25 protein-coding genes are annotated in these 24,758 nt (G+C 65.3%); 14 read left to right on the top strand and 11 right to left on the bottom strand.

Annotation, left to right across the window (positions count from 1 at the left end; genetic code table 11):
* Window positions 1-2 precede the first annotated feature (2 nt).
* Complete coding sequence (locus tag ACZ1JC_RS10235; protein WP_142636167.1) at window positions 3-239, top strand: DUF2312 domain-containing protein; 237 nt, start codon at window positions 3-5, stop codon at window positions 237-239.
* A gap of 112 nt (window positions 240-351) precedes the next feature.
* Here ACZ1JC_RS10235 and ACZ1JC_RS10230 read toward each other — a convergent pair whose 3' ends face one another.
* Window positions 352-1,083, bottom strand: coding sequence for a CPBP family glutamic-type intramembrane protease (locus tag ACZ1JC_RS10230; RefSeq protein WP_465136962.1), 732 nt, complete (start codon window positions 1,081-1,083; stop codon window positions 352-354).
* A 219-nt stretch (window positions 1,084-1,302) separates the two neighbouring features.
* Between ACZ1JC_RS10230 and ACZ1JC_RS10225 the strand changes: the two genes are divergently transcribed.
* The 4 genes from ACZ1JC_RS10225 (at window position 1,303) to ACZ1JC_RS10210 (ending at window position 3,634) form a co-directional block, all read left to right on the top strand.
* On the top strand, window positions 1,303-2,067 hold the full coding sequence (locus tag ACZ1JC_RS10225; protein WP_132468669.1) for a YebC/PmpR family DNA-binding transcriptional regulator: 765 nt from the start codon (window positions 1,303-1,305) through the stop codon (window positions 2,065-2,067).
* A 155-nt stretch (window positions 2,068-2,222) separates the two neighbouring features.
* Complete coding sequence (locus tag ACZ1JC_RS10220) at window positions 2,223-2,636, top strand: hypothetical protein (protein ID WP_465136963.1); 414 nt, start codon at window positions 2,223-2,225, stop codon at window positions 2,634-2,636.
* 4 nt (window positions 2,637-2,640) lie between these two features.
* Window positions 2,641-3,117, top strand: a complete 477-nt coding sequence (ruvC, locus tag ACZ1JC_RS10215) for a crossover junction endodeoxyribonuclease RuvC (RefSeq protein ID WP_086492366.1) — start codon at window positions 2,641-2,643, stop codon at window positions 3,115-3,117.
* A gap of 19 nt (window positions 3,118-3,136) precedes the next feature.
* Complete coding sequence (locus tag ACZ1JC_RS10210; protein ID WP_465136964.1) at window positions 3,137-3,634, top strand: nucleoside deaminase; 498 nt, start codon at window positions 3,137-3,139, stop codon at window positions 3,632-3,634.
* A gap of 57 nt (window positions 3,635-3,691) precedes the next feature.
* Here ACZ1JC_RS10210 and ACZ1JC_RS10205 read toward each other — a convergent pair whose 3' ends face one another.
* On the bottom strand, window positions 3,692-5,194 hold the full coding sequence (locus tag ACZ1JC_RS10205) for a glycosyltransferase family protein (protein ID WP_465136965.1): 1,503 nt from the start codon (window positions 5,192-5,194) through the stop codon (window positions 3,692-3,694).
* Window positions 5,195-5,279: 85 nt separating this feature from the next.
* Between ACZ1JC_RS10205 and ruvA the strand changes: the two genes are divergently transcribed.
* From ruvA to ruvB, 3 genes are read left to right on the top strand one after another with little or no spacing between them, the layout of a single operon-like run.
* The gene (ruvA, locus tag ACZ1JC_RS10200; protein ID WP_465136966.1) at window positions 5,280-5,888 is read left to right on the top strand and encodes a Holliday junction branch migration protein RuvA; all 609 of its coding nucleotides are present in this window, start codon (window positions 5,280-5,282) and stop codon (window positions 5,886-5,888) included.
* The gene (locus ACZ1JC_RS10195) at window positions 5,888-6,301 is read left to right on the top strand and encodes a hypothetical protein (protein WP_465136967.1); all 414 of its coding nucleotides are present in this window, start codon (window positions 5,888-5,890) and stop codon (window positions 6,299-6,301) included. Before ruvA ends, ACZ1JC_RS10195 begins: the two co-directional genes overlap by 1 nt.
* Window positions 6,298-7,332 (top strand): Holliday junction branch migration DNA helicase RuvB, encoded by a 1,035-nt coding sequence (gene ruvB / locus ACZ1JC_RS10190; RefSeq protein WP_465136968.1) that lies wholly within the window; start codon window positions 6,298-6,300, stop codon window positions 7,330-7,332. The genes ACZ1JC_RS10195 and ruvB overlap by 4 nt, the downstream gene beginning before the upstream one ends.
* A 507-nt stretch (window positions 7,333-7,839) precedes the next feature.
* Here the strand turns inward: ruvB and ACZ1JC_RS10185 are convergent.
* From ACZ1JC_RS10185 to ACZ1JC_RS10175, 3 genes are all read right to left on the bottom strand, one after another.
* On the bottom strand, window positions 7,840-8,343 hold the full coding sequence (locus ACZ1JC_RS10185) for a hypothetical protein (protein ID WP_465136969.1): 504 nt from the start codon (window positions 8,341-8,343) through the stop codon (window positions 7,840-7,842).
* Window positions 8,344-8,786: 443 nt separating this feature from the next.
* A complete protein-coding gene (acnA, locus tag ACZ1JC_RS10180) occupies window positions 8,787-11,459 on the bottom strand; it encodes an aconitate hydratase AcnA (protein WP_465136970.1) in 2,673 nt (890 codons plus the stop codon).
* Between the two features lie 174 nt (window positions 11,460-11,633).
* On the bottom strand, window positions 11,634-12,548 hold the full coding sequence (locus ACZ1JC_RS10175; RefSeq protein ID WP_465136971.1) for a DMT family transporter: 915 nt from the start codon (window positions 12,546-12,548) through the stop codon (window positions 11,634-11,636).
* Between the two features lie 183 nt (window positions 12,549-12,731).
* Here ACZ1JC_RS10175 and ACZ1JC_RS10170 point away from each other — a divergent pair, with 183 nt between their 5' ends.
* The 3 genes from ACZ1JC_RS10170 to ACZ1JC_RS10160 all read left to right on the top strand — a co-directional run bounded on the left by ACZ1JC_RS10170 (window position 12,732) and on the right by ACZ1JC_RS10160 (window position 15,105).
* Window positions 12,732-14,237, top strand: coding sequence for a L,D-transpeptidase family protein (locus ACZ1JC_RS10170; protein ID WP_465136972.1), 1,506 nt, complete (start codon window positions 12,732-12,734; stop codon window positions 14,235-14,237).
* Between the two features lie 243 nt (window positions 14,238-14,480).
* On the top strand, window positions 14,481-14,762 hold the full coding sequence (locus ACZ1JC_RS10165) for a hypothetical protein (protein WP_465136973.1): 282 nt from the start codon (window positions 14,481-14,483) through the stop codon (window positions 14,760-14,762).
* 43 nt (window positions 14,763-14,805) lie between these two features.
* Complete coding sequence (locus tag ACZ1JC_RS10160) at window positions 14,806-15,105, top strand: hypothetical protein (RefSeq protein WP_465136974.1); 300 nt, start codon at window positions 14,806-14,808, stop codon at window positions 15,103-15,105.
* 5 nt (window positions 15,106-15,110) lie between these two features.
* Here the strand turns inward: ACZ1JC_RS10160 and ACZ1JC_RS10155 are convergent, their stop codons facing one another.
* On the bottom strand, window positions 15,111-15,563 hold the full coding sequence (locus ACZ1JC_RS10155) for a YaiI/YqxD family protein (protein WP_465138629.1): 453 nt from the start codon (window positions 15,561-15,563) through the stop codon (window positions 15,111-15,113).
* A 91-nt stretch (window positions 15,564-15,654) separates the two neighbouring features.
* Here ACZ1JC_RS10155 and ACZ1JC_RS10150 point away from each other — a divergent pair, with 91 nt between their 5' ends.
* Entirely contained in the window at window positions 15,655-16,314 is a 660-nt protein-coding gene (locus ACZ1JC_RS10150; RefSeq protein ID WP_465136975.1) for a glutathione S-transferase family protein, read from the top strand.
* 4 nt (window positions 16,315-16,318) lie between these two features.
* On the opposite strand, the gene ACZ1JC_RS10145 is transcribed toward ACZ1JC_RS10150, so the two are convergent.
* Together ACZ1JC_RS10145 and recQ are read right to left on the bottom strand one after the other, a co-directional pair.
* Window positions 16,319-16,765, bottom strand: a complete 447-nt coding sequence (locus ACZ1JC_RS10145; RefSeq protein WP_465136976.1) for a YiiD C-terminal domain-containing protein — start codon at window positions 16,763-16,765, stop codon at window positions 16,319-16,321.
* 20 nt (window positions 16,766-16,785) lie between these two features.
* The gene (gene recQ, locus ACZ1JC_RS10140) at window positions 16,786-18,573 is read right to left on the bottom strand and encodes a DNA helicase RecQ (RefSeq protein WP_465136977.1); all 1,788 of its coding nucleotides are present in this window, start codon (window positions 18,571-18,573) and stop codon (window positions 16,786-16,788) included.
* Between the two features lie 161 nt (window positions 18,574-18,734).
* Between recQ and ACZ1JC_RS10135 the strand changes: the two genes are divergently transcribed.
* Window positions 18,735-19,580 carry an SDR family NAD(P)-dependent oxidoreductase gene (locus tag ACZ1JC_RS10135; RefSeq protein WP_465136978.1) on the top strand — a complete coding sequence of 282 codons (846 nt, stop codon included), beginning with the start codon at window positions 18,735-18,737 and terminating at the stop codon, window positions 19,578-19,580.
* Between the two features lie 41 nt (window positions 19,581-19,621).
* Here ACZ1JC_RS10135 and ACZ1JC_RS10130 read toward each other — a convergent pair whose 3' ends face one another.
* On the bottom strand, window positions 19,622-20,812 hold the full coding sequence (locus ACZ1JC_RS10130; protein ID WP_465136979.1) for a cation:proton antiporter: 1,191 nt from the start codon (window positions 20,810-20,812) through the stop codon (window positions 19,622-19,624).
* A gap of 286 nt (window positions 20,813-21,098) precedes the next feature.
* Between ACZ1JC_RS10130 and ACZ1JC_RS10125 the strand changes: the two genes are divergently transcribed.
* Window positions 21,099-21,401, top strand: a complete 303-nt coding sequence (locus ACZ1JC_RS10125) for a hypothetical protein (RefSeq protein WP_465136980.1) — start codon at window positions 21,099-21,101, stop codon at window positions 21,399-21,401.
* Window positions 21,402-21,562: 161 nt separating this feature from the next.
* Here the strand turns inward: ACZ1JC_RS10125 and metH are convergent, their stop codons facing one another.
* A complete protein-coding gene (metH, locus tag ACZ1JC_RS10120; protein ID WP_465136981.1) occupies window positions 21,563-24,187 on the bottom strand; it encodes a methionine synthase in 2,625 nt (874 codons plus the stop codon).
* A 30-nt stretch (window positions 24,188-24,217) separates the two neighbouring features.
* A complete protein-coding gene (locus ACZ1JC_RS10115; protein ID WP_465136982.1) occupies window positions 24,218-24,751 on the bottom strand; it encodes an N-acetyltransferase family protein in 534 nt (177 codons plus the stop codon).
* Between the last annotated feature and the right edge of the window lie 7 nt (window positions 24,752-24,758).

The raw sequence follows: 24,758 nt of genomic DNA, 5'->3' as shown, positions 1-24,758 counted from the left end.
CGATGGCCGAAACCACCGACGATCGCCTGCGCCTCCTGATCGAGCGCGTCGAGCGCCTCGAAGAAGAAAAGAAGGGCATCGGCGACGATATCCGCGACGTTTACAACGAAGCCAAGGCTGTCGGCTACGACGTCAAGATCATGCGCCAGATCGTCCGCATCCGTAAGATGAAGCCGGATGACCGCCGCGAAATGGACATGCTGCTCGATACCTACAAGACCGCGCTCGGCATCGACTGATTCTGTCCGGCCTCACGGCCGGAAGCGGCACCGGCCCTCTCCCCCACCCGACCTCCCCAATTCTACCCGGTAGGGGAGGTCGGGCGGGGGAGAAGGCCGGTGCCGTAAATTCTTACCCCCCAAGATGCACCAGCAGCATGGTCGCCGCATTGGCGCCTGCGTGCTGGAGCATCGCGGCGGGCAGGCCGATGCGCTGGCGCGTGAAGCCCAGCATCAGCGCGGCCCACAGCTGCGGCAGCACCAGCGGCAGCGTCCATGCCGAGATGCTGGGATAGTTCGTCAGGTGCACACCCGCGAACAGCAGCGCCACGATCCAGAACACGACAGGATAGGCTGCGCGATAACGGGCCGGCGTCTCCCGCTTGCGCAGGACGATCCATCCCGTCAGCGCCGCAATCACCAGCGCCAGCAGTGAAGCCGCCAGAACGAGCGGCGCAATCGCCTTGGTGGCCACCACAAGAATCGCGAACAGCCCCGCGCAGCCGAGCAACCACAGCGCGCGGGGGCGGCCCGTCTGCCAGCCGCGAAACACCATCTCTTCCGCCAGTGGCGCGATCAGCACCGTGAACGGCAGCAGCCAGCCAGAGGGCAGCTTGTCGAAGGCATCGGGCGCCGGCAGGTGCATGGCCTGCTGCCACAGGCCGATCAGCGGCAGCACCACCAGGAATAGCCCGGCGATGTGCAGCACTTCCATTATGCCCAGCGCCGCCCATCCCGAGCGGGAGCGCAAGCCGATAGGCGAAAGCACGGCCGGGCGCTTCAGGAACGCGGGAAGCTCCCGCACCACGTCGAGTGCGCGAGGCAGAGGGCGGTCAGGGGCGGCGATGTCGATCCGTGTGGCCATGGCCGATGTGCTAACCCATGTTCCTTGCAAAATCCTTTGGGCCTGCGCGTCGCGCCCGTCCCGTGTGGAACCTGGCACTGTGCGGCACCGGAACGGGCCGGTTGCCCTTGGGTGCCGGCCTGTTGTAAGGCGCCCCCCACATCATTCACCGGACCTCATTCTCCGGCCCGTGCGGACTCGTCCGCAGGCAGGCAGACGAGCGAAGCAAGAGCGCAACCCATGGCAGGCCATTCCAAATTCAAGAACATCATGCACCGCAAGGGCGCGCAGGATAAGAAGCGCTCGGCGCAGTTCAGCAAGCTCAGCCGCGAAATCACCGTCGCGGCCAAGATGGGCATGCCCGATCCGGACATGAACCCCCGCCTGCGCGCCGCCGTCAACGCGGCCAAGGCGCAGTCTATGCCCAAGGACAACATCCAGCGCGCCATCGACAAGGCGAGCAAGGGCGATGCCGAGAACTATGAAGAAGTGCGCTACGAAGGCTACGGCCCGGGCGGCGTTGCCCTCATCGTCGAGGCGCTGACCGACAACCGCAACCGCACCGCCACCAACGTGCGCACCGCGTTCTCCAAGAACGGCGGCAACCTTGGTGCCTCGGGCGCGGTTTCGCACGGTTTCGAACGCCTCGGCCTGATCGAGTACCCCGCCAGCGTGGGTGACGAGGACAAGGTCCTCGAAGCCGCGATCGAAGCCGGTGCCGACGATGTCGAAAGCGATATGGGCGATGGCGACGAGAACCCCGGCAGCCACCAGATCTGGGTTTCGGTCGATTCGCTGCACGAAGTCGCCCGCGAACTGGAAAAGGTTCTGGGCGAGGCCGAAGGCGTGAAGCTGGCGTGGAAGCCCAACCTGACCGTCGACGTCGATGCCGACACCGCCGGCACGCTGATGAAGCTGGTCGACACCCTTGAGGACGACGACGACGTCCAGACCGTCTGGGGCAACTACGAAATCTCCGACGAAGTCATGGAGAAGCTGGGCTGACCAGCTTTCGTGTAGCGATCGTTTCCCCGGCGCTGGCCATTGCGGCGCTGGGAACGGCCTGGCTGGCATTCGCGCCGACCGGGCCGGCGATTGCGCAGAACGCTGCGCCGCTTGCCAAGCAGGTTGTCGCCAATCACTGCGCGGCGGGCGAGCGGGTGCTTTATTCCTGCACGTTCCCGCGCGGGGTGGGATCGCTCTGCGCTGACGCTACATCGCTGCATTACCGGTACGGTCCGCGCGGCAAGGCGCAGATCGACCTTGCCAGCCGGCCGGATTGGTCGAACGTCCATCAGGGTGACGTGCGCGGGCAGGGCAACGGCTATCAACGCCATGTTCGCCTGACCAACGGCCGCTTCCATTACGTCGTGTTCGAAGGGATGGACGGCAATCTCACCGACAATCCCGGCCGCACTTATTCGGGCATCGCCGTGCTGGAAGGGCCCCAGGGCGAGCGTGCCGTGGCGACGCTGACCTGCCCTGGCCGCTCGGCGCACGATCTCGACACCCGTCTGATCCAGGAACGCGCCGGGGCCGAGGAAGAGAACGGCCCCTTCGACATGTGGTACTGACGCCATGATCATCATCGGCCTCGATCCGGGGCTCACCTGCACCGGCTGGGGCATCGTCGCCAAGAGCGGCAGCCGCCTCAGCCATGTCGCCAACGGGCAGATCCGCACCGACGCCAAGGCCGGCATGGCGGAGCGTCTGGTCGAGCTGGACGCGGCGCTGACCGACGTGATCCTGCATCATCGCCCCGATGCGGGCGCGGTGGAGGAAGTCTTCGTCAACGTGAACCCGCAGTCCACGCTGAAGCTGGGGCAGGCGCGCGGCGTGGCGATGCTGTCGATCGCCCGCGCGGGGCTGCCGGTAGCGGAATATTCCACCAAGGTCATCAAGAAGGCGCTGGTCGGCACCGGCGGGGCCGACAAGAAGCAGATCCAGCACATGCTGAAAGTGCTGCTGCCCGGCGTGAAGCTGGCGGGCGAGGACGCCTCCGACGCGCTCGCCGTCGCCATCACCCATGCCAACATGCTGGGGAGCCACCGCTAGGGCGGCGCGTTGTTCGCGCATGGACCTGCGCGACGACGAACACTGGATGGCCGAGGCGATCCGCCTCGCCGTGAGCGAAAAGGGCGCCGATCCCGCCCATACCCCCATCGCCGCGCTGGTGGTGCTGGATGGCCACCTGATTGCCTCGGGTGTCAATCGCACCGAGGAATGCTGCGACGCCACCGCCCATGCCGAGATCGAGGCGTTCCGCGCGGCGGGCAGGGCGCTCGGGTCGATGCGGATAGAGGGGGCGACGCTCTACTCCACGCTCCAGCCCTGCGGCATGTGCACGATGGCGGCGATCTGGGCGGGGGTGAACCGCATCGTCTACGGTGCCGGCAGGGACGATGTGCATCCGATGTATTTCGAGGCGCGGCACCTCTCCACGCTCGATTTCGTGGCGGATGCCTGGAAGGACGATCTGACTCTGACGGGCGGCGTTCTGCGGGAGAACTGCGCGGCACTATACTATCGCCCTTGGGATCGGGTGCCTGAGGCGGAGCAGGCCAATGACTAGGCCGCCGTTCCGCTGATTAGGCCGTCTTTCCGCTGATCCGCATTGTGCCCCGTGGGTCTAAAGTCGGTGCCGGATCAGTGTCGCCTGATAGCTGTAATAGCCAGCCGGGGTGCAGCGACCCGCGCGCTGGTAGAGGCAGGGGAATCCGTCCGGCCCCGGCTTGCAGGCCATTCTGCGATAGCCGCGGGGTATCTGTGCGTCCTTGGCGAGAAACAGCGCGTTGGAACTTGCGATGATCGCAGCGGGCAGCGGGTCACGACCGGCGATCCAGCCTTCGGGAATAAGCGTCAAGGGCCGGGGGCGAGCCATCATCGAAGGAACGAGGTGGCTCTTGTATTCGTAGGGCAGGGCGATGCCGCAGATCGCGTTCCGGTCTGGTGCCGATTCTACCAAGGCGGCCATGTCGCCGCCGCCACGAAAGGCGCCGGCCCCACCAGTGACATGCGCGGACCATAGCGAGCACAGGGCCCAACTCAGACAGAGCAGGCCGATCACCTGCGGGCTCAACCGGCTTTCGCCGTCGGACGACGGCCGACCTTGCCCAAGGTAACGCTCTGCCAGCCGGGTGGAGCCGATGGCGGCCAGCACCAGCAGTGTCAGCGGCGTCATCCACACGTAGCGGTATTCCTTGTGGCCGATCAGGCTGAAGACAAGGAGATTGACCAGCGCGGCCCATAGCAGGGGCCGCAATCGCGCCGGCACGAACAGCGAAAGCAGAACCACCGCCGGCGCTACGGGAGCCAGGTGGGAATAGAGCATCGCGACATAGGCGGTGGGCGGCAGCGTGCCGAACTGCTCCTGCAGCCCGTTGCCCAGATTCTGGTAGTAGGTCGTCCAGACCCAGAAAAAGGGTATGTGCCCGGCGGCCAGATCGCTGATGCCGCCGATCAACGCGGCCAGCAGTCCGCCGGCGATGACGGGAAGCCAGCGTTCCCGATCCAGCCGCAAGGTCAGGATCGCCAGCGTCGCCGCAAACGCCACGTGCTGGAGGCGGATGAACACGGCAAGGCCTAGCAGCAACCCGGCGATGAACAGCGTGCGCCGGTTCGTTCCGGGGGCCAGCAGCAATGCCGCCCCCAGCAGCATCGGCCCGGCGCCCAGGCTTTCGGTAAGCATGAACTCGCTGAACAACACGCTCTCCCACCAGAGCGCGGCCACCGTCAGAGCCACCAGCGCCGCCGCGCGCGAATGAAGCGCGCCCAGCTTCCAGGCTGCCGGCAAGGCTATCAGCGTCAGGATCATGAAGAACGCGCGGGCCAGCCCCAGATGAAGGAGCGATCCCGGCGCCAGCCAGTGACCCAGCGCCACCGGTGCAACCAGCAATTCCGGGACCAGTGCGCTGCGCAGGCCCACCCGGTTTTCCCAGGGGATCAGGCCCGCGCCGGTAACCATGCGATTGGCCTGTTCGAGGTACTGCATCACCTCGTCGGAGTAGCCGATGTCGAACAGCGAAAAGCCGCGTATCCGCAGAAACAGTCCTGCCGCGGTGACCACCGCGATGGCGGCGATCCAGCCTGCGGAAAGGCGCGCGGCGGCGGTCTGCTCCGTAGTTTCCCCCATGCCCTGCGTCTTAAGGGGATTTGCAAGGCTTGTCACTTGCATGGGGAGAGGGCGGCGTGCATAGGAATGACATGGGGAACAAACCATGATCGCCAAGCTCTCGGGTCTGCTCGACGACACCGGCCCGGACTGGGCCATTATCGACGTGAACGGCGTCGGTTATCTCGTCCATTGTTCGGCGCGCACGCTCGATCACCTCGGCATCCGAGGCGACAAAGTGGTGGTCCATACGGAGATGCAGGTCAGCGAGACCGACCAGCGCCTGATCGGCTTCACCAGCGGGGCGGAGCGTAACTGGTTCCGCCTGCTGAGGGCGGTGCAGGGCGTGGGTTCCAAAGTGGCGCTGGCGATCCTTTCGGCGCTGACCACCGAGGAATTGCAGCGCGCCTGCGCCGGGGGCGATAGCGCCATGGTCGCGCGCGCCAACGGCGTTGGGCCGAAGCTCGCCAGCCGTATCGTCAACGAGCTGAAGGACAAGGCCGGCGGCATGCCCACGGTTCCCGGCGCGCCCGGGCTTGCGGCGGTGGCGGCACCGGTCGGATTTTCCAGTGCCGATGCCGTCTCCGCGCTCCAGAACCTCGGCTTCAAGCCTGCGGTCGCCAGCATGGCGGTCGGCAAGGCGGTGGAGGAACTGGGCGAGGATGCCGGGCTCAACGACCTTGTCCGCGTGGCGCTGAAGAGGGCCTCAGGATAATGTACGTCGATCGTTATGCCGGTCCCATCGAACCGCCGCGACGATTGGCAATGTGCCTTGGCGTGTTGGCCAGCCCGATCTCCATTACGATCGGACTGATCATCATATCATGGCCGTTCGCTCTTGGTTTTGCTGGCTTGGCTTTGCCGTTTTGCATCGTGGTAGGCATCCCGGCGGCGTTCAGCGCGCGTAGACGTATAGAACTCACTTTTATTAACTGCATGGCAGTTGGAGGCACCGCCGGATTCTTGGCGGGGATAGCGATCATGTTCGCCGCAGCCATTTGCGATTGGTTTTACGAAATCGCGGCATGGTTCTGCATTCTGATTCTGGGCGGGGTTGTCTGCGGTGGAATAGCGTTCCCATGGATTAAATGGCTGGACCGGCGACTTCCGATAACAGGCAACTCATGACCGATAACCCCATCCTCACTTCCACCCGCCAGCCGGAGGACGCCGATGCGGCGTTGCGGCCGAAGACTTTGGCCGAATTCGTCGGGCAGGCGGCGGCGAAGGACAACCTTCGCGTGTTCATCGAAAGCGCCAAGTCGCGGCGCGAGGCGATGGATCATACGCTGTTCTTCGGCCCGCCCGGCCTTGGCAAGACCACGCTGGCGCAGATCGTCGCGCGCGAACTGGGTGTGGGCTTTCGCGCCACCAGCGGGCCGGTGATTGCCAAGGCGGGGGATCTGGCGGCGCTGCTGACCAATCTCGAACATGGCGACGTGCTGTTCATTGACGAGATCCACCGTCTCAATCCGGTGGTGGAGGAAGTGCTCTATCCGGCGATGGAGGACCGCGCGCTCGATCTGATCATCGGTGAAGGGCCGTCTGCGCGTTCGGTGCGGATCGACCTGCCTCCCTTCACGCTAGTCGGCGCGACGACGCGGCAGGGCCTGCTGCAGACGCCGCTGCGCGATCGTTTCGGCATTCCCGTTCGGCTGCAGTTCTACACTGTGGAGGAGCTGGAAAAGGTCGTTACCCGCGGCGCGGGCCTGCTGGGCATCGGCATGGACAAGGGCGGCGCGACCGAGATCGCGCGCCGTTCGCGGGGCACGCCGCGCGTGGCGGGGCGTCTGATGCGCCGCGTGCGGGACTTTGCCCATGTCGCCGGTTCGGACGTGATCACCCACGCCATCGCCGACGATGCGCTGACGCGGCTGGAAGTCGATTCGATCGGGCTCGATGCGCAGGACCGTCGCTATCTCCGGATGATCGCGGATATCTACAAGGGCGGCCCGGTCGGCGTGGAGACGCTGGCGGCGGGGCTTTCCGAACCGCGCGATACGATCGAGGAAGTGATCGAGCCTTACCTGATCCAGCTTGGCCTCATTGCCCGTACGGCGCGGGGACGGTGCCTGAACGATCGGGGCTGGACGCATCTGGGCATGACACCCCCGCAGCAACCGGGGCAGGGCGGACTGTTCGATTCGCAGGCGGACTGACGCGAGCGCGCACAGCACCGTGAGCGGGGCCAAAACTGTCGGGTCTGTTTACAAACCGGGCTTACGGTAGTCCCGCTTCGGTACAGTCTTGAATCTGATCGTCAAATCGGGTGCGATTTAACGCTTTCCTGGTCCTGAAACCCGGTTAACGGCATTGTTCCCTTAACCCCTCTCTGCGCTTTGTAGTGGCATGTCGGTCTGATGCGGCGCTGGTCGCTGTCGGGAGGTCCGAGGGAGCGAAGAGAGAAACGGTATGTCGGTTCGAATGGCTTTGGCGAAACTGTCTGCCTGTGCGGCAGGGTGCGCGATCATCGGCGGCGGCGCGGTTCACGTTGCGGAAACGCAGGCGAGCGGCGTGGAATACCACAAGCTGAAGCAGGCCAAGGTGGCGAAAGTCACCAGGAAACCGGCCCGCCGCGTCATTCCTCCGCGTGCCCCGGCCCATGCCCGCCGCGACATTCCGCGTCCAAGCCCGATCGAACCGGTCTTCGCGGCAGCGCCGCCGGCCTATATTCCGCCTGCGCCCGTGTCGGCACCTGTCGCCACCGGCGGCGGCATGGCACCTGTGGTGATCGGCGGTGGCGGATCGAGCGGTGGCTTCGGTGGCGGCTTCTTCGGTGGTTTCTTCGGCGGCGGTGGCGGTGGATCGAGCGGCGGCAATGTCGTCATCAGTTCCACCTCGACGTCGACCGGATCGACCTCGACATCTTCGGGCGGTTCCAGTTCCAGCAGCAGCGGCGGATCGACGTCGTCCTCTTCGTCGACCGGTGGCCTGACTTCAACGACATCGACAGGCGGCGTCACCTCGACCACGTCGACGGGTGGGATTACCTCGACGACGACCACGGGCGGGATCACCTCGACCAGTTCGACTTCGGGCGATGTTTCGACCAGCACGTCCAGTTCGGGCAATGTCTCGACCAGTTCCAGCACGTCGAGTTCGTCTTCCACGTCTTCGTCGACGTCGTCCTCCACTTCGAGTTCGACCTCCTCGTCGACTTCGTCCAGCACCAGTTCCTCTACGTCGGGTGGGTCTGGCGGTCCGCCACCACCGCCGCCGCCACACGACGTCCCCGCGCCGCCGATGCTGATCCTGTTCGGCGCCGCCGCTGCTGCCGTGATCGGCCGTCAGCGGTTGGCAAAGAAGGGATCCGCCTGAGGGCGCGGGTCCGGGCCGAGCCGACCCAAGGCGGCCGGTCTGGAGAAAGGGGTGAGCGTCGGGGGGCGCTCGCCCCTTTTTCTTTGGTTTGTTGGAAATGCCTGCGGCATTTCCATGCGGCACCGGCCCACTCCCCCACCCGACCACCCATCAGGATACACTCGTGGGTGGTCGGGTGGGGGAGTGGGCCGGTGCCGCAAAATCCGCCTTCAGCGGATTTTCACAGCAAAGAAAAACCCCGCCCCGCACGAGGCGGGACGGGGCTTCCTTCTTGAGCCGGTAGGCGGCTGGTCGCTTAGGCGGCCAGCTTGCGCAGCACGTACTGCAGGATGCCGCCGTTGTTGAAGTATTCCACTTCGTTGGCGGTATCGATGCGGCACAGCGCGGTGAAGGTGAAGGTCGAACCGTCCGGACGGGTCACTTCGACTTCCACGTCCTGGCGCGGCTTGAGGCTGGCAACGCCCTTGATCGTGAAGGCGTCGTCGCCGGTCAGGCCCAGGGTCTGGCGGGTGTCGCCATCCTTGAACTGCAGCGGCAGCACGCCCATGCCGACCAGGTTCGAACGGTGGATACGCTCGAAGCTCTCGACGATCACGGCGCGGACGCCGAGCAGGTTGGTGCCCTTGGCCGCCCAGTCGCGCGACGAACCGGTGCCGTACTCCTTGCCGGCCACGACCACCATCGGCGTGCCCTGCTCCTTGTACTTCTGCGCGACGTCGTAGACCGGCAGAACCTCTTCACCGAAGCGGCTCATGCCGCCTTCGATGCCGGGGACCATTTCGTTGCGGATGCGGATGTTGGCGAACGTGCCGCGCATCATGACTTCGTGGTGACCACGGCGCGAACCGTAGGAGTTGAAGTCCGCCTTGGCGACCTGGTGCTCCATCAGCCACTGGCCCGCCGGGCTGTCGGCCTTGATCGAACCGGCCGGCGAGATGTGGTCGGTGGTGATCGAATCGCCGAGGATCAGGAGGGGTTTCGCCTCGATGATGTCGTTCACCGGCGCCGGGGTCATTTCCAGGCCTTCGAAGTACGGCGGGTTGGCGACATACGTCGAACCGGCGCGCCACGAGTAGGTTTCCGAACCGGTGACGTTGATCGCCTGCCAGTGCTTGTCGCCCTTGTAGACGTCGGCATAGCGGGCCTGGAACATCGGGCGGTCCATGCAAGTGGCCATGGTTTCAGCCACTTCGTTGTTGGTCGGCCAGATGTCCTTGAGGAACACGTCGGTGCCGTCCTTGCTGACGCCGATCGGGGTGGTGGTGAAGTCTTCCACCACGGTGCCCTTCAGAGCGTAGGCAACGACCAGCGGCGGCGAGGCCAGGAAGTTCGCGCGCACGTCCGGCGAGACGCGGCCTTCGAAGTTGCGGTTGCCCGAGATGACGGCGCTGGCGACCAGGCCGTTCTCGTTGATCGCCTTCGAGATCGGTTCCGCGAGCGGGCCCGAGTTGCCGATGCAGGTGGTGCAGCCGTAACCGACGAGGTTGAAGCCGATGTTGTCGAGGTGCGACTGCAGGCCGGCCTTGTTCAGGTAGTCGGTGACGACCTGCGAACCGGGGGCGAGCGAGGTCTTCACCCAGGGCTTGGGCTTCAGGCCCAGCTCGTCGGCCTTCTTGGCGACGAGACCGGCGGCGACCAGCACGCTCGGGTTCGAGGTGTTGGTGCAGCTGGTGATGGCGGCGATCATGACGTCGCCGTCACCGATGTCGAAGTCCTTGCCTTCGACGGGGACGCGCTGTGCCGACTTCTTGTAGGTCTCGGCCATGTCCTTGTTGAACACGTCGTCGACGTCGGGAAGGGCAACCCAGTCCTGCGGACGCTTCGGGCCGGCGAGCGAAGGCACGACGGTCGAGATGTCGAGTTCGAGGGTCGACGAGAAGATCGGATCGGCAGCGCCGGCTTCCATCCAGAAGCCCTGTTCCTTGGCATAGGCTTCGACGAGGGCGATCTGCTCTTCTTCACGGCCGGTGAGGCGCAGGTAGTCGAGCGTCTTGTCGTCGATGCCGAAGAAGCCGCAGGTGGCGCCGTATTCCGGAGCCATGTTGGCGAGCGTCGCACGGTCGGCCAGCGACAGCGAGGCAAGGCCGGGGCCGAAGTATTCGACGAAGCGGCCGACCACGCCGTGCTTGCGCAGCATCGAGGTGCAGGTGAGCACGAGGTCGGTAGCGGTGACGCCTTCCTTCAGCTCGCCGGTGAACTTGAAGCCGACGACTTCGGGGATGAGCATCGAGACCGGCTGCCCGAGCATCGCGGCTTCCGCCTCGATGCCGCCGACGCCCCAGCCCAGCACGCCCAGGCCGTTGACCATGGTGGTGTGGCTGTCGGTGCCGACGCAAGTGTCGGGATAGGCAACGGTTTCACCGTTCTGGTCTTCGCTGGTCCACACCGACTTGGCGATGTTTTCCAGGTTCACCTGGTGGCAGATGCCGGTGCCCGGGGGAACCGCGTAGAAGTTGGCGAGCGACTTGGAGCCCCACTTGAGGAAGTCGTAACGCTCCATGTTGCGCTGGTATTCGATCTCAACGTTCTCTTCGAACGCCTTGGGGTGACCGAATTCGTCGACCATGACCGAGTGGTCGATCACGAGGTTCACGGGGACCAGCGGGTTGATCTTGCTGGTGTCACCGCCGAGCTTGGCGATCGCGTCGCGCATCGCGGCAAGATCCACCACGCAGGGCACGCCGGTGAAGTCCTGCAGCAGAACGCGCGCCGGGCGGTACTGGATCTCTTCACCGGTGGTGGGGTTCTTCTGCCAATCGACCACCGCCTGAACGTGATCGGTCGAGACGGTGAAGCCGCCGTCTTCGAAGCGCAGCAGGTTTTCCAGCAGCACCTTCATCGAGAACGGCAGGCGGCTGATGTCGCCCAGCTTCTCGGAGGCTTTCTTGAGCGAGTAGTAAGCGACGTCCTTGCCGCCGACGGTCATGGTGCTGCGGGTACCGAGCGTATCCTGTCCGACCTGGGTCATTTGGGTCTTATCCCCTTCTGTATGGAGCCTGTCGCCAATAGCGCGGCCCCCTTCACGGAACCGAACTGGCCAGGTCCCGAAAAGGATCGCCGTGCTGCATCGCGACAAAGCGGAGTCTGCGGCCCCGCCGATGCGCGTTCCGGGCCTTAAGGTCAAGGGGGGCTGGCCGCTGACTTACGATGTGTGACTTGCGTTTCTTGCACCGATCCAGCAGCCGCCAACGATCAGCAACGTGCCCGCAACAGTGGCAATGCCCAGCCGCTCATCGAACATCAGCCAGCCCAGCAGTGCGGCCCAGAGGAAGCCGGTATATTCGATCGGCAGCAGCACTTGCGTCTCGGCGCGGGCGTAACCCCATGAAAGAAACAGCAATGCGCTGGTCGCCAGGGCTGCCCCGGCGAGGATGAGGCCCAGGCTGCGGGGATCGGGAACGACCGCCAGCCACGGCGAAAAAACAAGGAAAATCAAGGTTACGCCAAGGTTCTGGAACATCGCGACCTCCACTGGCTTGGCCAGCAGGGCCTGCTTGCGCTGGAGTACGAGATTCACCGCATAGAAGACCGAGGAGACGAGGACGGCGGCGGTGCCCTGCACCGCCTGCTCGGAATATTCCCCGCCGCCCAGCTTTCCGGCCAGAATGACGACGACCCCGACGACCCCCAGCAGGGAGGCAAGGATGGCCTGCGGTCGGATCTTTTCGCCCAGAATCAGTGCCGCGAAATAGAGCGCGATGATCGGCGAGAGGAAAGACAGGGCCATTCCTTCGGCCATAGGAATTCGTGCAAGGCCATAGAAAAAGAGCGCAGCCATCGCCGAAGTGATCGCTGCGCGCAGGGCATGGACCGACAGAACCGCGCGCGAAGGGGTAGGCCTGCCCGCCGCCAGCCACAGCGGAACGGTCATCAGCGTGCCGAACAGGTTGCGCAGCAGCAGCGCGGTGTAGACCCCCACCGCCAGCGAGGCGCCCTTGATCGTCGCGTCCATCGTGCTGAACGTGGCGATACCGGCTGCCACCGCGAGCACGGGCCCAAATCGTGCAAGCAGCGTTTGCGAGCGGTGGGCGGGTGAGGAAGGCGCGGGCGCGTGCATGGCAGTTCGCCTGTCGCCCCCTGCAAGCGCGCACGCAAGCAATTCATCGCAGGGTCAGGCGAAATCCTTGAATTGGGCACTATATGGGGGCAAAGCGGTTTTATCCGGCAGCGGCGCTTTTCGCGGCTGCGGTTCCCCCATGCATGACGACGTGGGCTCTATGACAGACAGGTTCAGGACAAGATGGCGAGTTTGAAGCGGTTCGGTTGCAGCGTGCTGGCGGTTGTCGCGGCAACGGGCCTTGTGGCGCAGCCCGTGGTGGCCCAGAAAACGGACAGCACTACGGCCCCGAAGGCCAAGAAGCTTTCGACGCCGACCTCGATCCTGCCCGCCGCGCAGGCGACGCCGCAGCCCGCCGCGACATCGCAGCCCAAGACGACGAAGGGAACGCCCTCTTCGGTTCCGACGACTGCGCCGACTACGGGGCCGGCCTCTGCCCCCAGCGGCGTGCCGCCGGTGGTGCCGGTTACCATCCCCGCGCCCGGCCAACCCGGTCAGCACGATGCGTTGCTGGCGGAGCCGGTGATGTCGTGGTCGCTGGCGGATGCCAAGGCGCTGCTGCAGACCATCGGCTATATCGGCAAGGAAGGTCTGGTTCCGGCCGACTACCAGCCTGCCGCGCTCAAGGCGGCCATTGCAAAAGGCGAAGGCGACGAGCTGGACCAGCTGGCCAGTCGCGTGTTCGGCTGGCTGATCGAGGATCTTCGCGACGGCCGCACGCCGATGACGGCGCGCGTGCAGTGGTTCGCGGTCGATCCCGATCAGGACGTGATGCCCACGGCGCAGATCATGGCGCAGGCGCTGTCGAACCATGACGTTGCCAGCGTGGTCGACCAGCTGGCGCCGACCAACCCGGACTATGCCGCGCTGAAGGCCGCGTACAATGCCACGCCGGTGACGGACAAGGCCAAGCGCGCGCTGATTCAGGCGAACATGGACCGCTGGCGCTGGCTCGCCCGCGATCTGGGCGACGTTTACCTGATGACCAACGTGCCGGAATTCCAGCTTCGCCTCGTAGTGAAGAACAAGATCATCCGCACGTACAAGACCGTGGTCGGCAAGCCGGGCCGCACCGCGACGCCGCAGCTGGCCGAAACGGTGACGGCGGTGGTGTTCAATCCCACCTGGACAGTGCCGCAGTCGATCGTGAAGGGTGAAGGCCTTGGCGCGAAAGTGCTGAACAATCCCGGTTGGGCGAAGTCGGCCGGATACAAGGCGACCAAGAGCGCGGACGGCGTGATCACCGTCGTCCAGCAGCCGGGGCCGGGCAACTCGCTGGGCCTGATGAAGATCGACATGCCCAACCCGCATGCCATCTATCTGCACGACACCCCTTCGAAGCAGTATTTCAACGCCGACGTGCGCGCGTTCAGCCACGGCTGCATCCGCACCGAGCGCGCGGTGGAACTGGGTATGACGATGGCGATCCTGGGGGCGCAGAAGACTGCGACCGAAGCGGCCGACATCTCACGCTCCGGCCAGTACACCAAGGTGGAAATGACGCGCACCTTCCCGGTCTACGTCTCTTACTTCACTTTCGCGCGCGCGATCGATGGCCAGCTGACGGCGTTCAACGACCTCTACGGCCGCGACAAGCCGGTGCTCGACAGCTTCAACGCCCCGCGTCAGCTGAAGACGACCCAGCGCGCGAGCGAGGAAGAAGTCATCAAGCTGGATAACCCGCTTTAAGGTTTGAAAATCCGCTGCCAGCGGATTTTGGCGGCACCAGCCCTCTCCCCCACCCGACCACCCGACGACAGTACCCTATGGGTGGTCGGGTGGGGGAGAGGGCTGGTGCCGCAAGCCATTCGCGGATGCGAATGGCGCACCAAGCCAAGACTCAACGCGCGGGCGATTGGCGGGACTCTGGCCTTGCCTCGGGCAGCGCGGGTGGCCACCTAGGCGGACGATGTTTGCCGAGGAAACCCGATCATGAGCGAGAACACCGACCGCATCGGCGAGGCGACCGCGCGGATCGTCGAACTCGAAGCCGAACTGGAGGCCTCTGGCACCACCACCCGCGCCGAGGCTGAATTGGCCCGTGCCAAGGCGTTGCTGCACGAATGGGTGGATAGCGTGGTTGCCGTGGTCGCCACCCCCGGCGTCGGCCGCGCAGTGCTGATCCACGACAACGGCACCGAATCGCGCATCGCCTCGCCCGATCTGCCGTTCCGGCTGGCCGTGCCGGTTTCCTTCGAGCCGCGGGAAAGCTAAGCCGTCGTATACCCAGCGGTGGGCCAGCGGTGGGAGTACGACGATGGTCTGGGATTTGCGGCGTGCCCTGCTCCGCAAGGAAGAGTTTGAATCGGGGCGCCTCACCGATTTCGAGTTTCGCGAAACCGTTCGCACGCTCAAGCTGATGGCGCAGGCGTTCGATGCCGATGAGGCGGCCGTGCTGGACGCCCTGATCGACCATGGTTTCGATGCCGCGCTACACGGCTTTCCCGAAATGCTGGGCGAGGAGACGCGCGATGCCGTCTGCCTGCGCCTGCGCAAGGACGCGCGCCAGATGCTGATCCGCGAGCGGGGCGATCCCACGCCCTATCGACTGGGCTAGAGCGGTTAGACCCGGCGCAGCAATTTCACCAGCATCTGGTCGAGGCTCGACAGGAACCGCGAGCGGTCTGCCTTGCTGAACGGCGGCGGTCCCCCGATCACGTCGCCACCGGCGCGCAAGTCGGCCATGATCGCGCGCGTGGCGATGGCACCGCCGATCGAGGACATGGTGAAGGGCTTGCCGTTCGGCGCCAGAACTTCCGCGCCCAGTTTCAGGCAGCGGTCGGCCAGCAGGATGTCGGCGGTGATGACCACAGTGCCGGGCGCGGTGTTCTCCACGATCCAGTCGTCGGCAGCGTCGAAGGAATCGCTCACCACCTTGCGGGAGATGAGCGGCGACTGCGGCACCCGGATCGGGCTGTTGCTGACGACGACCACCGGCACCTTGTAGCGCTCGGCAACGCGGTAAGTTTCGTCCTTCACGGGGCAGGCGTCGGCGTCGATCAATATGCGGATCATGGCAGCGTCATAGCCCATGCCACGCAAATGGCGAACATGGTTGCCGAATTTGCGGTCCCGGCGCATCATGCCGCCGAACCGGAGAGCCGCCATGCCGCAGCCTACGATCACCGCTTTCGCTCGCTCGCCGGATCGCGGCCGGGGACTTGCCCGAGACATGGCGGTCCGCTGGGCGCTGGAGGAAGTGGGGCAGCCCTACACCGTGCGCCTCGTTTCGTTCGAGGAGATGAAGCAGCCGGCGCATCGCTCGCGTCATCCGTTCGGCCAGATCCCGACTTATGAGCAGGGCGATCTCGCGCTGTTCGAATCCGGGGCCATCGTGCTGCACATCGCGCAGACCCATGCCGGGCTGCTGCCGCTGGATGGCGATGCGCGGGCGCGGGCGGTCATGTGGATGTTCGCCGCGCTCAGTTCGGTGGAGCCGGTGATCATGCAGCGGTCAGAAGTGTTGCTGTTCGAGCGGGAACGGCCCTGGTACGAAACGCGCCTGCAATCGATAGAGGAACGCATCGGCGCGCGGCTGGCGGAACTGTCGGCCCGTCTCGGCACGGCGGAATGGCTCGATGGAGCATTCAGCGCTGGCGATCTGATGATGGTGCAGGTCTTGCGCCGGCTCGGTGGATCGGATGTGCTGGCCGCGAACGAAACCGTGCTGGGCTATGTCGCGCGGGGTGAGGCGCGGCCGGCGTTCCAGCGCGCCTTTGCCGCCCAGCACGCCGTTTTCGTGGAAGCCGCGGCGGGCGATTCCTGAAGGTTCAGCGAAGAAACGCCACAAAACGGCCACTCAGCCGGCCGACGGTCTTGCCGTCTCGGGTCAATTCGGACTGCACCTCGATCCGGGCGCGTTTCATCCGCAGCAGCGTCTTCACGAAGCCCGGCCATGTGGCGGGGACTTGCAGAAATCCCCGAGCTTCGAAAGCGCCGTCGATTGGCAGATCGTAGTCAATCCGGTTGGACTGGATCACGACTTCGGCGCTCAGCCCTTCCGCCACGAGCCGCGTATGGACCACCGACCAGGCGGCAAGGATGCCCAGCGCGGATGCGCTGCCGCCGAACACGGTGTGCTTGTGATTGATGTTGGGTTCCAGCGGCGCCGTGAGCACCACCGCGCCCGGCTCGGCGGAGACGACCGCCACTTGCATCGCAGCCGACAGGGGGATCTGGCGGTGCAGATAGGCTTGAAGATCGCGTTCATTGCTCATCGGCCATCCCCTGCGAAGGATCAGTGCTGGCGGATCACCGCCAGGAATTCCTCGCCATAGGCTTCCAGCTTGCGCGCACCGATGCCGCCGATCGCGCCCATTTCGGTGAGCGTTGACGGACGGGCATTGGCCATTTCGCGCAAGGTGGCATCGTGGAAGATGACGTAGGGCGGCACCCCGGCCTGCTGGGCCAGATCGCGGCGCAGCGCGCGCAGCGCTTCGAACAGCGGATGGCCGACCGGATTGGCGCCGCTGTCGCTGCTGCCGCCGCGCCTTTTGCGCTCACGCTTGGGCGGCACGACGATGGCGACGGCGGCCTCACCCTTGAGGATCGCGCGGGCATCGCCGCCCAGCGACAACCCGCCATGTTCGGTCGGCAACAGGCTGCCGCGCGCCTGAAGCGCGCGGGCGAGCGATTTCAGTAGCGGCTTCTCGTCCTCGGTCAGAATGCCGAAAACCGAAAGCTGGTCATGCCCGCGTTGCAGCACGCGGTCGTCGGTGATCCCGCAGAGCACCTTTTCGAGATGGCCGAGCCCGTAGCTTTGCCCGGTGCGGTAGACGGCCGAGAGCAGCTTGCGCGCCAGTTCGGTGACATCGACCACGCCGGCGGGGTTGAGGCAGTTGTCGCAATTGCCGCAAGTCTGCGCGGGCGTTTCGCCGAAGTGGCGCAGGAGCACGGCGCGCCGACATTCGGCGGTTTCGACGAGTGCGGCCAGCGAATCGAGGCGCTGGCGTTCGCTCTGCTGGCGGCTGGGATCGACTTCGGAAAGGCGCTGGCGGGCGCGGGCGAAGTCGTCCGCACCCCAGAACATCACCGCCACCGAAGGGTCACCGTCGCGCCCCGCGCGGCCGGTTTCCTGATAATAGGCCTCGATCGACTTGGGGATGCCGGCATGGGCGACGAAGCGCACGTCGGGCTTGTCGATGCCCATGCCGAAGGCGACCGTGGCCACCATCACCATGTCTTCGGAGGCGACGAAGGCGGCCTGATTGCGCGCGCGCACTTCGGGGTCGAGCCCGGCGTGATAGGGCAGCACGCGGCGGCCGGTGGCGGAGGCGAGCGTTTCGGCCAGTTGCTCCACGCGGGCGCGGGTGGGGGCGTAGACGATGCCGGGGCCGGGGTTTTCGTCCATCACGGCTTTAAGCTGCCGCATCGCATTCTCGCGCGGGCGGATGGCATAGCGGATGTTCGGCCGGTCGAACCCGGCGACGATCAGGCCTTCGTCTGGAATGCCGAGCTGGGCGAGGATGTCCGAACGGGTGTGATGGTCTGCCGTTGCCGTCAGCGCGAGACGCGGGACGGTGGGGAAGGCATCGAGCAGCGGCTTCAGCAGCCGGTAATCGGGCCGGAAATCGTGGCCCCATTCGGAAACGCAGTGTGCCTCGTCGATGGCGAAAAGGGCGACGCGCGACTGTTCCAGCAGTTCGCGGAAGTAGGGCTGGCTGGCGCGTTCGGGGGCGATGTAGAGCAAGTCCAGCTCGCCCGCGCGGAAGCGGTCCATCGTCTGGCCGCGATCGGCATCGGCGCTGGTCAGCGTGGCGGCGCGGATGCCGTTGGCGGTGGCCGAGCGCAACTGGTCGTGCATCAGCGCGATCAGCGGGGAGACGACCACGCAGGTCCCCTCCAGCATGACGGCGGGCAGCTGATAGGTCAGTGACTTGCCGGCGCCGGTGGGCATCACCGCAAGGGTGGAGCGCCCCTCCAGCACGCGGGTGACGACATCCTCCTGCACGCCGCGAAAGGCGGAGAACCCGAAGGTCGCATGGAGCGCTTCGAGAGCATCAGGCAGAAGATCGGCATCGGGCACGGCCGGGCTTATGGCAGAGGCAGGGGGGCGCTGAAAACCGCTTGGCCGATGATTTCCTCCGATTCCGCCCCTTCCGCTTGCGGTTTTGCCAGAGGGGTAGTCGAGTTCGAGTTACAAAACGGCAAGTTGGACTGCCGGAACGACATAGTGGAGAGATGGGCATGACGCAGCGCGTAGCGGTGGTGACGGGGGCGAGTTCGGGCATCGGGCTGGAAACGGCGCGGGCCCTGGCGGCGCAAGGTTTCCGCGTGTTCGGCGTGGGCCGCGATGCCGGGCGCTGCGCGGCGGCGCAGGCCGATCTGGGCAGCGGTGTGGAGATGCTGCGCGGCGATCTTTCGCTGCTGGCCGAGGCCGACCGGCTGGCGGACGAGATTGCCGGCAAGGTCGACCGGGTCGACGTGCTGGTGAACAATGCCGGCGGCATGGCGCGCGAGCAGGAAATGACGGCGGAAGGCTTCGAGGCGAATTACGTCGGCAATTTCCTGGCGCCTTTCGCGCTGACGGCGCGGCTCTTGCCGCTGTTGCGCAAGGCAGCGGCGGATGCGCCTGAAGGTAGCGTGCGGATCGTCAACACCGCCTCGGACGGCAGCGAGATGATCCCCGGCATCAATCTGGGCGATCTGCAGAACCTGAACAATTGGAGCCCCGGCGCGGCCTATTGCAGCGGCAAGCTGGCCAATGTGCTCCATGCCCGTGCCTTGGCCTCGCGCGTGGAGGACGACGGCATCGTCGCGCATTCGGTCCATCCGGGCACGGTGGGCAGCAACTTCTTCTCGCACACGCCGGACAGCGTGCAGGCGGCCTATGGCGATGCGCCCAAGCTCTCGCCGGAGCAAGGGGCGGATACGGTGATCTGGCTCGCTTCGGCGGAGGAACCGGGCCGGTCGAGCGGCGGCTATTGGTACGAGCGGGCCGCGCGCAAACCGAATCCACTGGTGGAGGATGCCGCCTTCGTGGAGGCGTTCTGGGCGGCGGCGGAGAAGCTGGCCGGCCGATCCGGCGTCTGAAAATGAAAAAGGCCGGGATGATGATCCCGGCCTTTTCTCTATCAACTTTCGTTCGTGCCGAGCCGTGCAAGGCGCGGCTTGACGATGGGCACGGTGAGCATCGTGCTCATCACCGCCATCAGCAGCAGCGCGGTGAAGGTTTCTGCGGTGATGATCTTCTTGTCGAGCAGTACGTTGACGAAGATGATCATGATCAGCGCCTTGGTCTGGAGCATCCAGCCGATGATCGAGGCATCGCCCTTCTTCCAGCCGAGCAGCTTTCCGGCAAGGTGAACCCCCGCCAGCTTGCCGCCGACCGAGGCGACGAGGAACAGCAGCGCCGCGCCGAAGACCATGGCGCCGCCCATCCCCCAGTTGGTGCGCAGGCCGGTGCTGAGGAAGAACACCGGCATCACCGTCAGCAGCAGGAATTCGCGGAAACCGTCGAGCTTCTCGCGCGTGAACCAGTGGGCATCGAGCACGACGCCGGCGAGGAACGCGCCCACCATGAAGTGCAGGCCCGACCAGTCGGCAGCGAAGCCGACCATGGCGAGCCAGATCAGCGAGGCGTACCAGCGGTCCTGCTCATTGATGCGCTTGAACAGCGCACGGACGATCAGCGAGGCTACCGCGAAACCGATGAGGAACAGGCCCTGCCGTCCCACGCGCTCCCAGTCGACCAGGATCAGCGCCAGCACGCCCCAGATGGCGATATCGTCAAGGCTGGCATAGCGCAGCAGGCGCTGGCCTAGTGGCGCGCGGAAGATGCCGAGCTTTTCCATCAGCAGCACCAGGATCGGCAGCGCGGTGACGGCGCAGGCCATGCCTATGCCCAGCACGGCTTGCGGATAGCTGCCTTCCGGCCCAATCCACCCGGGCGTCTTGAGCAGCAGCGCGGCGGCAACCGCACCGAACAGCAGCGGCGTCAGCAGCGCGCAGGCGGCGGTCAGGCTGGTTTCGCCGCGATGCTTCCAGGCGTCCGACAGGTCCAGTTCCACGCCGGCGACGAAGACGAACATCATCACCGCCCACCAGGCCACGCCGTTGAGCGCGGTCATGACTTGCGGGTTGAAGACGAAAGTGTGGAAGTCCGGCGCGATGTGCCCCAGCACGCCCGGCCCCAGCAGGATGCCGCCGATGATCTGGACGACCACCAGCGGCGCCCAATGTTCGGTGCGGAGCAGGCGCCAGACCAGATAGGGCACGCCGAGAATCACGGTCAGCGCGATCAGATAGATTTCAGTCAGGCCCATTGTGCCCCTCATCCCCCTTGTACTTTGGGTTGTACTTTGGGCCAATGCATGACGTGGAGGCGATGCTTTCGCAATGGCGCCCAAGGGCGCGCGCTGCGGGACTTGTGGAAGTCTTTTCAATGCACTGCGCGGCGGCGGAGAAATTCCGTTCATCCCAGGTGCTTGGACCATGCGCACTTTTACACAGAAAGTGCTTAGCCCGGTGGACGGCATAGCTGCGGCTATCTGAGGCGCGACGGCGGATACAAACGATTTCAGTTCCGCCCTACCTAAGGGAGTGCCTGATATGGGACGTTACTTGCACGATGCGCCTGCCAGCCTGGAAGCCACGCTGGGCGTCAGCCCCAACGAATGCCGCGCGGCGATGCTGAGCGAATTGGAATTCGCCGATACCGCCCGCGTCCTCAAGACGCTGGCGCGCGAGATGGGGCATGACGAGCGCGTCGTGATCGAGCGGCTGGCCCGGCATGGGCTGGAAGCGGCACTGGGCGAACTGTCGGCCGGGCAGGGCTCCGGCGTGAGCGAGGCCTATCGGCGGCACCGCGCCTATTGGCTAGGTGGCCGGTCAGCGCGCGAAAAGGCGCACTGACCGGCGTGAGTATTTGTTTGAAAATTCGCGAAACGCGAATTTCGCGGCACCGGCCCTCTCCCCCACCCGACCACCCATAGGGTACTATCGTCGGGTGGTCGGGTGGTGGAGAGGGCCGGTGCCGCGCTAAAATGCCCTTCAGGGCATTTTCAAACGGACTCTCAATCGAGGTTGGGGCGCAGCCAGCGTTCGGCGGTGGGCATGTCCACGCCGCGACGGCCGGCATAGTCTTCCAGCTGATCGCGGCCGATGCGGGCGACGCCGAAGTACGACGATTCCGGGTGGGCGAAGTAGAAGCCCGAAACCGCCGCCGTCGGCAGCATGGCCTGGCTTTCGGTCAGCACGATCCCGGCATTGTCCGATGCCTTGAGCAGATCGAACAGGATCGGCTTCAGCGAATGGTCGGGGCAGGCCGGGTAGCCGGGGGCGGGGCGGATGCCGCGATATTCCTCGCGGATCAGCGCCTCGTTGGTGAACTGTTCGTCGGGCGCATAGCCCCAGAGCTTGGTGCGCACGTGCTGGTGCAGACGTTCGGCAAAGGCTTCCGCGAAACGGTCCGCCAGCGCCTTCAGCAGAATGTCCGAATAGTCGTCGTGCCCGGCCTGGAAGCGTTCCAGATGCGGCTCGATGCCGTGGATGCCGACGGCGAAGCCGCCCAACCAGTCATCCTGCGTGTCGATGAAGTCGGCGAGGCAGTAATTGGCGCGGTCACGCGACTTCTTCACCTGCTGGCGCAGCATCGGAAGGCGAGTGCCGTCATCGAGCAGCACATCGTCACCGTCGCGGTGGGCGGGCCAAAAGGCGCAGACGCCCTTGGCGGTCAGCCACTTCTCGTCGATGATCTTGGCCAGCATCGCTTGCGCATCGGCGAAGAGGTTGCGGGCGCTTTCGCCCACAACTTCGTCGTTCAGGATCGCGGGATAATTGCCTGCCAGTTCCCAGGCGCGGAAGAACGGCGTCCAGTCGAACGTCGCGGCCAGATCGGCAAGGTCCCATTCCTCGAACACATGAAGCCCCGGCTGCACCGGCGCGGCGGGCTTCTGCGTGAAGTCCGGCTTGAAGGCATTCGCGCGCGCATCGGCGATGGGCAGCAGGTCGCTCTGGCCCTTGCCTTCACGGGCAATGCGCACCTTCTCGTACTCGTCGGCGACCGAGGCCACGAACGGATCCGCCTGCGTGTCCGAAAGCAGCTGCGAGGCGACGCCGACCGCGCGGCTGGCGTCGAGCACGTGAACCACCGGGCCCTTGTAAGCCGGATCGATGCGCAGCGCGGTGTGGACCTTGGAGGTCGTGGCGCCGCCGATCAGCAGCGGGATGTTCATCTCCGCACGCTGCATTTCCTCGGCCACGGTCACCATCTCGTCCAGCGAGGGAGTGATCAGGCCGGAAAGGCCGATGATGTCGGCATCGTTCTCGTTCGCGGATTCAAGGATCTTGCTCCACGGCACCATGACGCCAAGGTCGATCACTTCGTAGCCGTTGCACTGCAGCACGACGCCGACGATGTTCTTGCCGATGTCATGCACGTCCCCCTTGACGGTGGCCATGATGATGCGGCCCTTGGCCTTGGTGCCGGCGTCCTTCTCCGCTTCGATGAAGGGGATCAGGTGGGCGACCGCCTTCTTCATGACGCGGGCGGACTTCACGACCTGCGGCAGGAACATCTTGCCCGAACCGAACAGATCGCCCACCACGTTCATGCCGCCCATCAGCGGGCCTTCGATCACCTCGATCGGCCGGCCGCCGCGCGCGGCGATCGCGGCGCGGGCTTCCTCGGTATCTTCCACCACATAGGCGTCGATGCCGCGCACCAGCGCGTGCTCGATACGCTTGACCACGTCCCAGCCGCGCCATTCCTCGGCGGCCTTTTCGGCGACGGTGTCCTTGCCCTTGTAGCTTTCGGCCAGGTCGATCAGGCGCTCGGTCGAAGTCTTGCCGTCCTCACCCACGCCGGGGCGGCGCATCATGATGACGTCTTCGCAAGCCTCGCGCAGGGCGGGGTCGATCTGGTCGTAGACGTCGAGCTGACCGGCGTTGACGATCGACATGTCGAGACCGGCGGGGATTGCGTGGTAGAGGAACACCGAGTGCATCGCCCGGCGCACCGTCTCGTTGCCGCGGAACGAGAACGAGAGGTTGGAGAGGCCGCCGGAGAAGTGCACGTGCGGGCAGGCGGCCTTGATCTCGGCCACCGCCTCGATGAAGTCCAGGCCGTAGCGGTCATGTTCCTCGATGCCGGTGGCGACGGCGAAGACGTTCGCGTCGAAGATGATATCCTCGGGCGGGAAGCCGATGCCGGTCAGCAGGTCATAGGCGCGCTTGCAGATCTCGACCTTGCGCTCCTTGGTGTCCGCCTGGCCGGTTTCGTCGAAAGCCATGACAACCACGGCGGCGCCGTAGTTCATGCACTTGCGCGCCTGCTCCAGGAACGGCTCCACGCCTTCCTTCATCGAGATCGAATTGACGATCGGCTTGCCCGACACGCACTTGAGGCCGGCCTCGATCACGTCCCACTTGGAGCTGTCGACCATCACCGGCACGCGGGCGATGTCGGGCTCGGCCGCGATCAGGTTGAGGTAGGTGGTCATGGCCTCGACCGCGTCCAGCAGGCCTTCGTCCATGTTGACGTCGATCACTTGCGCGCCGTTTTCCACCTGCTGGCGGGCCACTTCGATGGCGGCGGGATAGTCGCCGGCCATGATCAGCTTCTTGAACTTGGCCGAGCCGGTAACGTTGGTGCGCTCACCGATATTGACGAAACGGGCGCCGGAAGCAGTCGAGGTCATGGGTCTGGTTCTCTGATTATGGGGCCAGATTTACTGGGCAGCAGGCACGAGCGAGCGCGCCAGCACGAGGTCGTCATAAGTCTTGCCGCCGACGTCGAACTGGCGGGTGCCGATCTGTTCGAAGCCATGCTTGGCGTAGAAGGCAAGGGCGCGCAGATTGTCGTCCTTGACGCCCAGCAGCATGCGCGACTGCCCTTCCGCAGCTTCCACCACGGTGCGCATCATGGTGCCCGCCATCAGCGAGCCCTGAAAGCGCGAGAGGATATAGATGCGCTTCAACTCAATATCGCCATCTTCGGCCTGTTCGAGTTCGGGCGCACAGATCATCGCATAGCCCACCGGCGCATCGCCCGGCTTCACTTCGGCCAGCCACGCCTTCGCGCCTTTGGCGAAATAGGCGCGGTAGGTCTCGGCCGAATGGGCGGTGCGGCAATGCTCGATAATGCCGCCGCCGTCGACCGAACCGGCAAAGGCTTCGAGGAAGGTTGCCGCGCCGATCAGCGCCAGCGCCTCGGCATCGTCGGGGCCGGCTTGGCGGATGCGCCAGAGGGGAATGTCGTTCATGATCCGG

This window comes from Sphingomonas sp. BL-S-28 (assembly GCF_055521515.1).
This window is presented reverse-complemented; position numbering and strand designations above follow the sequence as displayed.